This is a genomic window from Metabacillus sp. Hm71 (assembly GCF_051842955.2).
Taxonomy (GTDB): Bacteria; Bacillota; Bacilli; order Bacillales; family Bacillaceae; genus Metabacillus.
Genome location: NZ_CM200278.1, coordinates 3,859,033 through 3,873,255, shown reverse-complemented (window position 1 = coordinate 3,873,255; position 14,223 = coordinate 3,859,033). Strand labels below are relative to the sequence as shown.

Here is a 14,223-nt window from a genome sequence, read left to right as displayed (position 1 = left end):
AAAACAACATCATGGAAATATTCCAATATATGGAGAATTACGATTATGAGCAATTGGTATTTTGTCAGGATAAACAGTCAGGACTGAAAGCAATCATCGCGATCCATGATACTACGTTAGGGCCAGCCTTAGGTGGCACACGTATGTGGACATATGATACAGAAGAAGAAGCAATCGAAGATGCTTTGCGTTTGGCTCGCGGCATGACTTATAAAAATGCAGCAGCAGGTTTAAATCTTGGAGGTGGAAAAACGGTTATTATTGGTGATCCCCGAAAAGATAAAAATGAAGAAATGTTCCGGGCGTTTGGCCGCTATATTCAAGGGTTAAATGGTCGCTATATTACCGCAGAAGATGTCGGAACAACGGTTGCGGACATGGATTTAATTCATGAAGAGACCGACTATGTAACAGGTATTTCCCCTGCTTTTGGATCGTCTGGAAATCCTTCACCTGTTACGGCATTTGGCGTTTATCGAGGAATGAAGGCTGCAGCAAAAGAGGCGTTCGGAACAGATTCGCTTGAGGGAAAGGTTGTTGCAGTACAAGGTGTTGGCAATGTAGCATACAATTTGTGTAAACATTTGCATGAAGAGGGCGCACAGCTAATTGTAACTGACATCAATAAAGAAGCAGTGAGACGTGCTGTAGAGGATTTTGGCGCAAAAGCGGTTGAACCAAATGATATTTATAGTGTTGAGTGTGATATTTATGCTCCATGTGCGCTTGGTGCGACGATCAATGATGTGACTATCCCGCAATTAAAAGCAAGGGTTATTGCTGGTGCAGCGAATAACCAATTAAAAGATGCTAAACATGGTGATATCATTCATGAAATGGGTATTGTTTATGCTCCAGATTATGTCATTAATGCAGGCGGTGTCATTAATGTCGCTGATGAACTTTATGGATATAACAGTGAACGTGCACTGAAAAAGGTTGAAGGCATTTATAATAACATATCTCGAGTTATTGACATTGCGAAGCGTGATGATATTCCGACTTATAAAGCAGCTGACCGTCTTGCAGAAGAACGAATTGCACGAATGAGAAATTCTCGCAGTCAATTTTTACAAAATGGACATCATATTTTGAGTCGTCGCTAATAATTGATTGACCGTTGGGGTTAGGAGTCATGCTTTCTCTTAACTCCAATTTTCACTTTATATACATCAAGATCAACTTCCCTTTCACATCCAAAAGAACGAACTGTGAATAATTTTTTAGATGACGGAGGTTTAAACGTTGCAAGTGAATGAATATCGAATTCTAGTTCTTAACCCTGGGTCAACATCGACGAAAATAGGTGTTTTTGATAACGAGCGTTCTATTTTTGAAAAAACACTGCGGCATGATGTTCAAAAGCTTCAAACATATCCAACGATTATTGATCAATATGACTTCCGTAAACAGGCCATTTTGGAAACTCTTCATGAAGAAGGAATCAATATTTCAAAAATCAATGCTGTTTGTGGACGTGGAGGTCTGCTTCGTCCAATTGAGGGGGGAACGTATACAGTTAATGAGCAAATGCTCGAAGATTTAAGGATCGGTTATGCTGGTCAGCATGCATCAAACCTTGGTGGGATAATTGCTTATGAAATTGCGAGCGGGCTTAATATACCTGCATTTATTGTTGATCCGGTTGTAGTGGATGAAATGGATGAAATTGCAAAAATCTCAGGAATGCCTGCTATTGAGAGAAGAAGCATTTTTCATGCATTAAACCAAAAAGCAGTTGCCCGGCGCGTTTCTTCTGATTTCAATAAGAAATATGAAGACATGAACCTGATCATTACACATATGGGCGGCGGGATTACTGTTGGCGTTCATAAGAGAGGCAGAGTTGTAGATGTAAATAATGGCTTGCATGGTGACGGGCCATTTAGTCCTGAACGTGCTGGAACAGTTCCGGCAGGAGACCTTATTTCTTTGTGTTACTCTGGAGAATATTATCGCGAGGAAATGATGAAGAAAATTGTCGGGCAAGGCGGTCTTGTCGGCTATTTAGGAACAAATGATGCTGTCAAGGTGGAAAAAATGGTTGAAGCTGGTGATCAAAAGGCTTCCCTTATATATTCAGCAATGGCATATCAAATTGCAAAAGAAATCGGCTCTGCTAGTGCGGTATTAAAAGGTAAAGTCGATGCCATCGTGTTAACAGGAGGATTAGCCTATGGAAAAAAATTCGTAAAAGAAATTTCCTCCTATATAGATTGGATTGCAGACGTTCTAGTATTTCCAGGTGAAAATGAGCTGCAGGCACTCGCTGAAGGAGCATTACGTGTGTTAACAAATGAAGAAAAAGCGAAGCAATATCCGAATTCAAAACAATTAATTGCAACAAAAACAAACAATTAACTTGCCACCAAGAGGATTTGTTTTAAAGGAGGGATATGATGGCAACCGAATATGATTTAGTTATCCTTGGAGGAGGAACAGGCGGATATGTTGCAGCAATCCGTGCCTCCCAGCTTGGTCTTAAAACAGCAGTAGTGGAAAAAGGGAAGCTTGGCGGAACATGTTTACATAAAGGCTGTATTCCGAGTAAAGCACTTCTTAGAAGTGCTGAAGTGTTTGCAACAGCGAAGAAAAGCTCAGAGTTCGGTGTAGAAATCTCGGAAGTTACAGTGAATTTTTTAAAAGTTCAAGAAAGAAAAGCGCGAATTGTCGAGCAGCTTCACAATGGAGTACAACAGCTCATGAAAAAGGGGAAAATCGATGTGTACGAAGGAACAGGACGCATTTTAGGACCATCGATTTTTTCACCAATGCCCGGAACGATTTCGGTGGAGATGAACAATGGGGAAGAAAATGAAATGCTTATTCCTAAAAATGTCATTATTGCTACAGGTTCAAGGCCGCGAAGTCTGCCAGGGCTAGAAATTGATGGAGAGGTTGTACTTACCTCTGATGAAGCATTGGAATTAACGAGTCTGCCAAAATCTATGATAATTGTTGGCGGTGGTGTTATTGGCATTGAATGGGCTTCAATGCTTTCAGATTTTGGTGTGGAGATCACCGTTTTAGAATACTCAGAGAGAATCTTGCCTACAGAGGACATAGAGATTTCTAAAGAGATGGAACGGTTAATGAAGAAAAAAGGCATTACCATTGTAACTGACTGTAAAGTGTTGCCTAAAACGCTTGAAAAAGGAAATCAAGCTTCGATAAGAGCGGAGCATAAAGGAGAAGAAAAATCATTTATAGCCGATAAAATCCTTCTTTCGGTTGGAAGGAAAGCCAATGTTGAAGGGATCGGGCTGGAAAATACTGATATAAAAACAGAGAATGGCTTTATTGCGACAAATCAATTTTATCAAACGAAAGAATCACATATATACGCAATTGGCGATGTTATTGGCGGCTTGCAATTAGCACATGTGGCTTCACATGAAGGCATAATAGCAGTTGAGCATATTGCAAATGAAAAGCCGATTCTATTAGAAGAAACATTTGTACCAAAATGTATTTACAGTTCCCCGGAGATTGCGAGTGTCGGATTAACTGAAGACGAAGCAAAGACTAACGGATATAAAACGAAAATAGGCAAATTTCCATTTAAAGCGATTGGAAAGGCTCTGATCTTTGGTGAAGCAGATGGATTCGTCAAACTTGTAGTGGATGAAGAAACAGATGACCTCTTAGGTGTTCATATGATAGGCCCCCATGTCACCGACATGATTTCAGAAGCAGGGCTAGCAAGGGTATTGGATGCCACGCCATGGGAAGTATCACATACCATCCATCCTCATCCGACATTATCTGAAGCAATTGGTGAAGCGGCACTTGCTGTTTATGGAAAGGCGATTCATTTTTAATGGGAGGTAATATAATGACAGAAAACCGACATCATGTTTTAGGTCTTACTGATCAAGACGTGTTAAAGATGTATGAAACAATGGCTATGGCAAGAAAAATTGATGAACGCATGTGGTTATTGAACCGTGCTGGTAAAATACCATTTGTTATTTCATGTCAAGGTCAAGAGGCGGCACAAGTTGGGGCAGCTTTTGCTTTAGATCGCAATGAGGATTATGTCCTTCCCTATTACCGGGATATGGGAGTTGTTTTAACGTTTGGTATGACAGCTAAGGAATTAATGCTATCTGGTTTTGCAAAAGCTGAGGATCCCAACTCAGGCGGAAGACAGATGCCAGGTCACTTCGGTCAAAAGAAAAACCGGATCGTAACTGGTTCTTCTCCAGTTACAACACAAGTCCCTCACGCAGTAGGAATTGCTTTGGCTGGAAAAATGCAAAAGAAGAATTTAGTTACGTTTGTAACGTTCGGTGAAGGTTCATCCAATCAAGGCGATTTTCATGAGGGAGCAAATTTCGCTGCTGTTCATAAGCTTCCCGTTATATTAATGTGTGAAAATAATAAATATGCAATCTCTGTCCCTTATAACAAACAGGTTGCCTGTGAAAAAATTTCGGATAGAGCAATTGGCTATGGTATGCCTGGAGTAACGGTAGATGGCAATTGCCCACTTGAGGTTTATGCTGCAGTCAAACAGGCTGCTGACCGCGGGCGCCGCGGTGAAGGTCCAACTCTAATTGAAACAATATCATACCGCTTAACACCGCACTCAAGTGATGATGACGATCGCAGTTACCGGGAACAGGATGAAGTAGCTGAAGCGAAGAAAAATGATCCGATTAAGACATTTGCCAACTATCTAAAAGAGGTTGGTGTGTTAACAGATGATATAGAAAATGAAATGTTCGCTAACATTATGAAAGTAGTAGATGAAGCAACAGAGTATGCTGAAGCTGCTCCATATGCGGTTCCAGAACATGCGTTAAAGCATGTATATGCAGAGTAAGGGGGAAAAAACATGGCCGTTATTTCATATATAGATGCCATTACAATGGCGATGCGGGAAGAGATGGAGCGTGACGAAAAGGTTTTTGTGCTCGGAGAGGATGTTGGAAAAAAAGGCGGAGTCTTTAAAGCGACAGCAGGTTTGTATGATAAGTTTGGCGAGGAACGGGTAATGGATACACCGCTGGCTGAATCTGCTATTGCAGGAGTTGGAATTGGTGCTGCCATGTATGGAATGAGGCCGATAGCTGAAATGCAATTTGCTGATTTTATTATGCCGGCAGTGAACCAAATTATTTCAGAGGCTGCAAGAATTCGCTATCGCTCGAATAACGATTGGCATTGTCCTATAACGATCCGCGCCCCATTTGGAGGCGGGGTTCATGGTGCTCTTTATCACTCGCAATCGGTAGAAGCGGTTTTTGCCAATCAACCGGGCTTAAAAATTGTTATTCCTTCGACACCTTATGATGCAAAAGGGCTGTTAAAAGCGGCGATACGTGATGATGATCCTGTTTTATTTTTTGAACATAAACGGGCCTATCGTTTAATAAAAGGAGAAGTTCCTGAGGAAGAGTATGTTCTTCCGATTGGAAAAGCTGATGTAAAACGTGAGGGGGAGGATTTGACTGTCATCACTTACGGATTGTGCGTGCATTTCGCCCTGCAAGCAGCTGAACGACTAGCTGCTGACGGAATCTCTGCCCATGTATTAGATTTACGAACAGTTTACCCTTTAGATAAAGAGGCAATCATTGAGGCTGCCTCCAAAACTGGCAAAGTATTGCTCATTACTGAGGACAACAAAGAAGGCAGTATTATTAGTGAAGTATCAGCGATAATTGCAGAGAATTGTTTGTTTGATTTAGATGCGCCAATTATGCGGTTAGCAGGGCCAGATGTACCAGCTATGCCATACGCGCCAACGATGGAAAAATACTTTATGATTAATCCGGATAAAGTGGAAGAAGCAATGCGCAAGCTTGCAGAATTCTAATTGATTAACATTCTTATAGAGAATCATGAATGATTAGATTAGCCTTACCCAAGGAGGTTTCAGTAGTGGCAATAGAACAAATAAAAATGCCTCAGTTAGGTGAAAGTGTAACAGAAGGTACGATTAGTAGTTGGCTTGTTTCTCCAGGGGATAAAGTAAATAAATATGACCCGCTTGCAGAAGTTATGACAGATAAAGTGAATGCAGAAGTTCCCTCCTCCTATAGCGGTGTTATCAAAGAAATTATTGCTGAGGAAGGGGCAACATTGGCAGTAGGCGAAGTCATTTGTACTATTGAAGTAGAAGGAACTGAAGCAGATATAGACGCGAAAGATGCAGCGAAAAGCGATTTAAAGGCAATAGCTGAAACGCAAGTAGAAATACAGGTGGAGCAAGCAAACAAAAAGCGCTATTCCCCAGCCGTGCTCCGACTTGCACAGGAGCATGAGATCGATTTAGAGCAAGTAAACGGTACAGGTGCTGGCGGACGAATTACAAGAAAAGATTTAATAAAGCTTATCGAAAGCGAGATGATTCCAAAAGCAAGCGATGTTAAACAGGAGGAGATTTCAAGAAAGCAATCTGATGAATCAGCACAGTCAACTCAAGAACAAGTGCAAAGATCTATTCCTGCTGCACCAGGTGACATTGAAATCCCGATTTCTGGAGTTCGTAAAGCAATTGCTGCAAATATGGTTCGCTCAAAACATGAGGTGCCACATGCCTGGATGATGATCGAGGTAGATGTAACAAATCTTGTTGGATACCGCAACGCCATAAAAGATGAATTTAAACAAAAAGAGGGCTTTAACTTAACCTTTTTTGCCTTTTTTGTTAAGGCTGCAGCACAAGCGTTGAAAGAATTTCCGCAACTAAATTCAACATGGGCTGGAGATAAAATCATTCAAAAGAAAGAAATCAATATTTCGATTGCGGTAGCAAAAGAGGATTCCTTATTTGTTCCAGTGATAAAGGCAGCTGATGAAAAATCAATTAAAGGAATCGCCAGAGAAATCACGGATTTAGCTGTAAAAGCTCGCAATGGTAAGCTCACATCTAATGATATGCAGGGCGGAACATTTACTGTAAACAATACAGGTTCGTTTGGATCAGTTCAATCGATGGGAATCATTAATTACCCACAAGCGGCCATCTTGCAAGTAGAATCGATTGTTAAACGTCCAGTAATAATCGATGGAATGATAGCTGTACGAGATATGATGAATTTGTGCCTGTCACTTGACCACAGAGTGTTAGACGGGTTAATTTGCGGCCGCTTTTTAGCACGTTTAAAAGAAATTTTAGAAAATACTTCAAAGGAAACAACATCAATTTTTTAAATAAAGAAGGGCTGTCTAAATTCGGTGACAGTCCCCCGTTGTGTATGGGGGCGGTCCTTGTAGACAGCCCTTTTCGTTTTATGCTATCAGAAAGTATAAAAATTTAATGGATGATAGTATAAGAAAAACTAAGGCTTTCGCCATTAGGACTTGGCGACAAGCCAAGTTTTTCTAATCATCTGGTGCCATGGCTTTATATACCGGCTGCTGATTGATGATAGGGAAAAATTATAATAAAATAAAATTATAGAATTATGTTGTAATCCTGTTTACATCCTATGTTCGAAAGTTAATTTAAAAAATGTAAACGTATTCTTATGAATGAACATGAAAGATACGATAGTAGAAGTTAGGATCATGACAATCGACAAGGGGGTGAGCTTCCGAGAAGGAAGCAACTCATGGGAGATGGGCAAGGTACGGCACAGACAAAGGGAAAATGGAATGCTTGGAAAGCCGAGGCAGAAAAAGCATTAAAAGGTAAGGGGATTGAAAGTCTTTATTCACCTACATATGAAGGGATTACATTAAAGCCTTTATATGTAAAAGAAGATATCAAAATAGATACACAAACATCTATCAGAGGGTACCGCAAACATAACGAATGGAGAGTTAGTCAGGTCCTTCTTGGGAATGATCATCAGACATTATCTGAGAGGATAAAATATGCAAAGGTAAGGGGACAGGATTCATTTTATCTGAAAAATTTTAGTTTTTTAGACAATAAGCAGGATATTGCCGCTGCTTTTCAACATCTTGACTGGGAGCAGGATTCAATCTTTTTTGATGTAGGTGAAAAGCTTGAGTTTATCCCAAGCTTTCTTCACTACCTTAAAGAGTCTCAGAACGTTAAAGTTGTCAAAGGTTTACTAGGTTTTGATCCATACGAAAGCATACTGTTAAAAGGGAAAAATTCCATCGCTTTAAGCACACAATATGATTTTCTGGCAGATTGTATAAAGTGGTGCCAGAAAAATCAATCCAGTATTCGTACGATCCTAATCAAGGGAAATCTGTACCATGAAGCAGGAGGCCATTCAATTCAAGAGTTGGTATACACCTTCTCACACGCATTAGATGTAATCAATGAGCTGCTCAATCGAGGGTTATCTATTACTACGATTGCAAAAAGTATAACTTTCACCTTTGCGGTAGGCTCGCATTTTTTTATGGAGATTGCTAAACTGCGTGCAGCAAAGCAAATATGGGCATCACTGCTTCACGCATTAGGTGGAGATGAAGCCTCACCGAGCATGTATCTCCATGCGGTCACCTCTTTATTCAATAAAGCTGCCTATGATGTACATGTTAATCTTCTAAGAACAACAACTGAAGGTTTTGCAGCGGCTGCTGCTGGAGTAGACGAGTTAACAATTCTTCCATTTGATTCGGTTTTTGTTGAGGCAGGAGGTTTGGCAGAAAGAATCGCCAGAAATACACAATTTATCTTAAAGGAAGAAAGCTTGATTTCTAGAGTGGTAGATCCTGCAGCAGGGGCTTACTATGTTGAGGCGTTAACAAGTGAGCTTGCCGAAAAGGCTTGGAAGGAAATCGTTGATATAGATGAAAACGGAGGCTTTCTTAGCTTATTAACAAAAGGAACCCCGCAAAAAGAATTGAAGAAGATAGCTGAAACGAGGATACTGGATGTTAATAAGCAAAAAACAAAGATCATTGGAATCAATGCTTTCGCAAACCTTGAAGATAAAGCTCTAGATAAACGGCAAGTAAAGAATGATAGCTTAAAAAATCAATCAGTCATAGATTTTCCTTCTTTTGTCGAAGCATGGAAAACGTTAAATGATTCAATAACGTCTCAGGCGAAAGATGAACAAGAATTGCATCACATTCAACCGCTAACCATCTTACGCCTTGCTGAGCATTATGAGCAGCTTAGGTTTCATTCAGAAGCTTTTGAGCAGCTACACGGGTTTAAACCTACTGTGACGGTTATGGTATTTGGAAGATTAAAAGATTATAAGCCGCGACTTGATTTTCTTACCGGTCTCCTTGCCTCTGGCGGTTTGCAAATAGATGTCGTTTCAAGTGAAAGTGATTTAGCCACTATTAAGGGAAATATCATGATTTTTTGTGGGAAAGATGAGGATTATGAATGTATTGATCCCCTCTTCATTAACAAGTTAAAAGCAGCTAACGATCAAGTATGGTTATTTATCGTCGGAAAAGGTCATGAAACTTTAATCAAACAATATGAGATTTCTGATTCGATCACAGCGAATATGAATGCATATGAGTTTTTAGTAACATTGCATCAATTAATAGGGGTGAGTGAGAGATGAAACGCCGAACGATTTCAGGTGCACCGCTGCTAAAAAAAATGAATGTAGAGGCAGCTTCCCCATCATTTTTTACGACATATGAGCAAATAAAGGTTAAAAATGTTTATTGCGAACAAGATATTGAAAAAATTGAACATCTTGATTCTTTTCCAGGTATTCAGCCTTATTTGCGCGGCCCATATGCCACTATGTATGTGAACCGACCATGGACAATTAGACAGTATGCGGGATTTTCAACTGCTGAAGAGAGCAATGCTTTTTATCGCCGGAATTTAGAAATGGGACAAAAGGGATTATCTGTTGCGTTTGATTTGGCAACTCATCGCGGCTATGATTCAGACCATCCCAGGGTAGTTGGCGATGTAGGCAAAGCAGGAGTCGCGATTGATTCCGTTTTAGATATGAAGCGGTTATTCGAGGGGATTCCATTAGATGAGATGTCCGTATCGATGACAATGAACGGTGCTGTCTTGCCAATTATGGCCTTTTATATTGTTACAGCCGAGGAGCAGGGAGTATCGAAGGAAAAGCTGGCAGGTACTATTCAAAATGATATTTTAAAGGAATATATCGTTCGTAATACGTATATTTATCCACCTGAGACATCTATGAGAATTATTGGCGATATTTTCGAATACACAGCAAGGAATATGCCGAAATTTAACAGCATCAGTATTTCCGGCTATCATCTGCAGGAGGCTGGAGCACCTGCAGATCTTGAATTGGCCTATACATTGGCAGATGGCCTTGAATATATTCGTACAGGATTGAAGGCAGGTCTGGATATTGATCAATTTGCCCCTCGTTTATCGTTTTTTTGGGCAGTTGGCATGAATTATTTTATGGAAGTTGCCAAAATGAGGGCAGCCAGATTTTTATGGTCAACTATTGTAAAACAATTTGAACCTAAAAACCCAAAATCACTTGCATTGCGAACCCACTCGCAAACATCAGGCTGGAGTCTAACGGAACAGGATCCTTATAACAATGTCGTTCGTACTTGTATTGAGGCGCATGCAGCAGCAATGGGTCATACCCAGTCACTTCATACGAATGCATTGGATGAAGCAATTGCATTACCAACGGACTTTTCAGCAAGAATCGCCCGAAATACTCAACTTTATTTACAGCATGAGACAGGGATTTGTCAGGTGATTGATCCGTGGGGCGGATCCTATTATGTAGAATCGCTAACGAATTCTTTAATAGAACGAGCCAAAGAACACCTTAAGGAGATTGAGGAACTAGGCGGAATGACAAAGGCAATTGAAACAGGACTTCCGAAAATGAAAATTGAAGAAGCGGCAGCGAGAAGACAAGCAAAGATTGATTCAGGAAAAGAACCGATTATTGGGGTAAATACATTCAAGCTTGATGAAGAGGATTCCCTCGATATTTTGACGATCGACAATACTGAGGTAAGAAAAAAACAAATCGAAAGACTTAAAGAAGTAAAAGCGAATCGGAATGAAGACCTTGTGAATAAAGCGTTGCAAGCCATTACAAAGGCAGCGGCAAATGGGGAAGGAAATTTATTGGCATTAGCAGTGGAGGCAGCTCGGGTACGTGCGACATTAGGAGAAATTTCTTTCGCGATTGAAAAGGTTAGCAAGCGTCATCAAGCAATGATTCGATCGATTAGCGGTGTCTATAGCTCTGAGTTCTCAAATGAAGAACAAATAAATGAAGTTAGAACAAAGACGGATCAGTTTTATGAGCTCGAAGGCAGACGTCCAAGAATTTTAATTGCCAAAATGGGGCAGGATGGACATGATCGCGGCGCTAAGGTGATTGCATCTGCATTTGCTGATTTGGGATTTGATGTTGACATTGGTCCACTTTTTCAAACACCTGCAGAAACGGCGGCACAAGCTGTTGAGAATGATGTCCATGTAGTCGGTATGAGCTCATTAGCTGCAGGACATAAAACATTGCTCCCCGAGCTCATAAGTGAATTAAAATTGCTGGGAAGAGAAGACATTCTAGTGATTGTCGGCGGTGTCATCCCATTTCAGGATTATGAAGAGCTTAAAGCAAGTGGTGCTGCGGAAATATTCGGTCCCGGTACGGTCATTCCAGTTGCAGCCATGAAGGTTTTAGATAGGATCCTTGAACAATTAGGTTATGAGGAAAGCGCGGAATGACAAAATACAATCGGAAAAAAGAAGAAAGAGATGTTTCCTATTATATTGAAGGGATCTTAAAGGGTAACCGTGTCGTTCTGGCACAAGCCATTACAATGGTTGAGAGTAATGCGAAACGTCATTTTGATAAAGCCCAGCAAATTATCGAGGCGCTCCTACAAACGCAAAGTTCTTCGATTAGAATTGGAATAACAGGGGTTCCGGGAGCAGGAAAAAGCACATTTATCGACTCGATTGGAACTTACTTATGCAATCAGGGCTATCGTGTCGCTGTGCTTGCGGTTGATCCAAGCAGCAAGGTATCAAGAGGGAGCATTATGGGAGATAAAACAAGGATGGAGCGCTTGGCAAGAAATCCCCGGGCATTTATTAGACCGTCACCTTCTGGAGGAAACCTTGGCGGGGTAAATCGTAAGACACGAGAAACAATTACTTTATGTGAAGCAGCTGGCTATGATGTAATCATAGTAGAGACAATGGGAGTTGGCCAAGGGGAATTTGTTGTTCGCGATATGGTGGATTTTTTTATGCTGCTTGTATTAACAGGTGCCGGTGATGAGCTGCAAACGATGAAAAAGGGAATAATGGAATTGCCTGACTTAGTTGTTGTTAATAAAGCTGATGGTGACAATTTGAGAAAAGCAAAGAAAGCGAAGCAGGAATATAACACGATTCTTCATTTTTTAAAGCCGTTTACTGCCGGCTGGTCAACAAGAGCTGTTACAGCCTCTGCACTACAGGAAATAGGGATTGAGGAAATTGTCCAGATTATTCATGATTTTATGGAATACACAAAAGATAGTGAATTGTTCTATAAAAGAAGAAGGGAGCAACAACGAAATTGGCTGCATGAGCTTGTAAAGCATGATCTTTATCAGCAGTTTTATCATCATGCAAAAGTCAGCCAGCAGCTTACTTATTTTGAAAAAGCTGTCATGAATGGAGAAAAAAGTGTTACGGCAAGTGCTTTGGAATTATTGGCGTTGTTTATTAAAGAATAAGACCGAGCGATCCATTTGCCCATTTCGTAGCTAACTTGGTAAAATAGCAGTATTGATCGATAAAGGAGAGGTTTTCATTGAGTATGGATTTTAATTTGTTTATGAATGATATCGTACAACAGGCTCGCAAGGAAATTGTTGCTGCTGGGTATACCGAGCTTAAGACGCCTGAAGAGGTTGATGAAGTTCTTGATCGTAAAGGGACAACACTTGTTATGGTAAACAGTGTTTGCGGATGTGCAGGCGGAATTGCCAGACCAGCTGCAGCCCATGCCATTCATTATGATAAACGTCCAGACAATCTTGTAACGGTTTTCGCCGGGCAGGATAAGGATGCAACTGCACGGGCAAGAGAAAAGTTTACCGGATACCCGCCATCATCTCCATCTTTTGCTTTGCTAAAAGATGGTAAGCTCATGACAATGGTTGAACGTCATGAAATTGAAGGCCATGATCCAATGTCAGTCGTTGCAAAGCTCCAAGCAGCGTTTGATGAATATTGTGAAGAAGTTTAAGAACAAAAAATGAGGCAGGCTCGTCAATGAGCTTGTCTTTTTTTATCTATTAATAAAAATATTCTGAAAAAATGAATTGACTTAATATTTTTATAATTACATCTTTATGAATAATGATTGCATATTTATAAACCTATGTTAAAATACAGAGTATTGATTAAATATTAATGAGTGAACACTAAAAGCAGATATAAATATTATGAAGATATTATAGGAGGAAATTATTATGAAAAAATTATCATTGCTCATGATAAGTTTATTCATCATTGGTTTATTAGCAGCATGCGGTACAAACGCAAATGAAGCTGAGAACTCAACTTCAGGTGCTGGCAATGCTGACAAAAAAGTATTAAAAATGGCTACATCAGCTGATTATCCGCCATTTGAATATATTGATACGGCACAAGGCAGCGACATTATTGGTTTTGATATCGATCTTGCGAAGGCGTTAGCAGAAAAAACAGGGTATGAGCTTGAAATTCAGGATATGGATTTTAATAGTTTAATCCCTGCCCTTCAGGCAAAACAAATTGATTTAGTATTATCAGGGATGACTCCAACACCTGAACGTGCGGAGAATGTTGATTTTTCAGATGTTTATTATACAGCTAATCACATGATTGTTTCGTTAAAAGATAACGAAATAAAATCAATCGAAGAGCTTGATGGAAAAACAATTGGTGTTCAATTAGGCTCTATTCAGGAAGATAAAGCAAAGGAAATTTCAGAAAAAGTAAATGTAAAAATTGAGAACCGTAATAAAATCTCTGATTTAATTCAGGAATTAAAATCAGGTCGTATCGATGCAGCGATCATCGAGGATTTAGTTGCCAATGGATATACTGAAAAAGATAAAGACCTAACTGGCTTTACCATGGAATCAGAGGAAGAGGCAGGATCTGCGATTGCTTTTCAAAAAAATAGTGCATATACAAAAGAATTTAATGATGCTCTAAATGAAATGAAAGAAAATGGCGAGCTTGATCAATTAGTTGCAAAATGGTTTGGCGGCGAAGAATAAGAAAGCTACTTTTAAAAATTATATGGGTCTGACAGCTACTTATAGTGTCGGCCCTTTTTTATGAATATAGGTTAAGAT

General features: G+C 40.0%; 11 protein-coding genes. All 11 read left to right on the top strand.

The genetic code is table 11. The annotated features are described in order from the left end of the window. The first annotated feature begins 11 nt into the window (after window positions 1-11). The 11 genes from bcd to ACSVDH_RS19105 all read left to right on the top strand — a co-directional run bounded on the left by bcd (window position 12) and on the right by ACSVDH_RS19105 (window position 14,145). The gene (gene bcd / locus ACSVDH_RS19155; protein WP_439250235.1) at window positions 12-1,106 is read left to right on the top strand and encodes a branched-chain amino acid dehydrogenase; all 1,095 of its coding nucleotides are present in this window, start codon (window positions 12-14) and stop codon (window positions 1,104-1,106) included. Window positions 1,107-1,245: 139 nt separating this feature from the next. Then, the gene (gene buk / locus ACSVDH_RS19150; RefSeq protein ID WP_439250236.1) at window positions 1,246-2,361 is read left to right on the top strand and encodes a butyrate kinase; all 1,116 of its coding nucleotides are present in this window, start codon (window positions 1,246-1,248) and stop codon (window positions 2,359-2,361) included. Between the two features lie 38 nt (window positions 2,362-2,399). After that, the gene (lpdA, locus tag ACSVDH_RS19145) at window positions 2,400-3,821 is read left to right on the top strand and encodes a dihydrolipoyl dehydrogenase (RefSeq protein WP_439250237.1); all 1,422 of its coding nucleotides are present in this window, start codon (window positions 2,400-2,402) and stop codon (window positions 3,819-3,821) included. 14 nt (window positions 3,822-3,835) lie between these two features. Beyond that, complete coding sequence (locus tag ACSVDH_RS19140) at window positions 3,836-4,828, top strand: thiamine pyrophosphate-dependent dehydrogenase E1 component subunit alpha (protein ID WP_439250238.1); 993 nt, start codon at window positions 3,836-3,838, stop codon at window positions 4,826-4,828. Between the two features lie 12 nt (window positions 4,829-4,840). Further along, window positions 4,841-5,824, top strand: coding sequence for an alpha-ketoacid dehydrogenase subunit beta (locus ACSVDH_RS19135; protein WP_439250239.1), 984 nt, complete (start codon window positions 4,841-4,843; stop codon window positions 5,822-5,824). Window positions 5,825-5,889: 65 nt separating this feature from the next. Beyond that, entirely contained in the window at window positions 5,890-7,164 is a 1,275-nt protein-coding gene (locus ACSVDH_RS19130) for a dihydrolipoamide acetyltransferase family protein (RefSeq protein ID WP_439250240.1), read from the top strand. 401 nt (window positions 7,165-7,565) lie between these two features. Continuing rightward, window positions 7,566-9,464: a methylmalonyl-CoA mutase family protein gene (locus tag ACSVDH_RS19125; RefSeq protein ID WP_439250242.1), complete on the top strand. Its 1,899-nt coding sequence runs from the start codon at window positions 7,566-7,568 to the stop codon at window positions 9,462-9,464. 38 nt (window positions 9,465-9,502) lie between these two features. Further along, window positions 9,503-11,608, top strand: coding sequence for a methylmalonyl-CoA mutase (gene scpA / locus ACSVDH_RS19120; protein WP_299088367.1), 2,106 nt, complete (start codon window positions 9,503-9,505; stop codon window positions 11,606-11,608). Continuing rightward, window positions 11,605-12,609, top strand: a complete 1,005-nt coding sequence (gene meaB / locus ACSVDH_RS19115; RefSeq protein WP_439250243.1) for a methylmalonyl Co-A mutase-associated GTPase MeaB — start codon at window positions 11,605-11,607, stop codon at window positions 12,607-12,609. Before scpA ends, meaB begins: the two co-directional genes overlap by 4 nt. A gap of 77 nt (window positions 12,610-12,686) precedes the next feature. Then, window positions 12,687-13,124 (top strand): BrxA/BrxB family bacilliredoxin, encoded by a 438-nt coding sequence (locus ACSVDH_RS19110; RefSeq protein WP_299088123.1) that lies wholly within the window; start codon window positions 12,687-12,689, stop codon window positions 13,122-13,124. A gap of 226 nt (window positions 13,125-13,350) precedes the next feature. Next, entirely contained in the window at window positions 13,351-14,145 is a 795-nt protein-coding gene (locus ACSVDH_RS19105) for a transporter substrate-binding domain-containing protein (RefSeq protein WP_439250244.1), read from the top strand. Window positions 14,146-14,223: the final 78 nt, after the last annotated feature.

What these genes read in the sequence shown, in the direction of transcription:
- bcd (WP_439250235.1), top strand. Translation starts at nt 12, where the DNA reads ATGGAAATATTCCAATATATGGAGAATTACGATTATGAGCAATTGGTA.
- lpdA (WP_439250237.1), top strand. Translation starts at nt 2,400, where the DNA reads ATGGCAACCGAATATGATTTAGTTATCCTTGGAGGAGGAACAGGCGGA.
- ACSVDH_RS19140 (WP_439250238.1), top strand. Translation starts at nt 3,836, where the DNA reads ATGACAGAAAACCGACATCATGTTTTAGGTCTTACTGATCAAGACGTG.
- ACSVDH_RS19135 (WP_439250239.1), top strand. Translation starts at nt 4,841, where the DNA reads ATGGCCGTTATTTCATATATAGATGCCATTACAATGGCGATGCGGGAA.
- ACSVDH_RS19125 (WP_439250242.1), top strand. Translation starts at nt 7,566, where the DNA reads ATGGGAGATGGGCAAGGTACGGCACAGACAAAGGGAAAATGGAATGCT.
- scpA (WP_299088367.1), top strand. Translation starts at nt 9,503, where the DNA reads ATGAATGTAGAGGCAGCTTCCCCATCATTTTTTACGACATATGAGCAA.
- meaB (WP_439250243.1), top strand. Translation starts at nt 11,605, where the DNA reads ATGACAAAATACAATCGGAAAAAAGAAGAAAGAGATGTTTCCTATTAT.
- ACSVDH_RS19105 (WP_439250244.1), top strand. Translation starts at nt 13,351, where the DNA reads ATGAAAAAATTATCATTGCTCATGATAAGTTTATTCATCATTGGTTTA.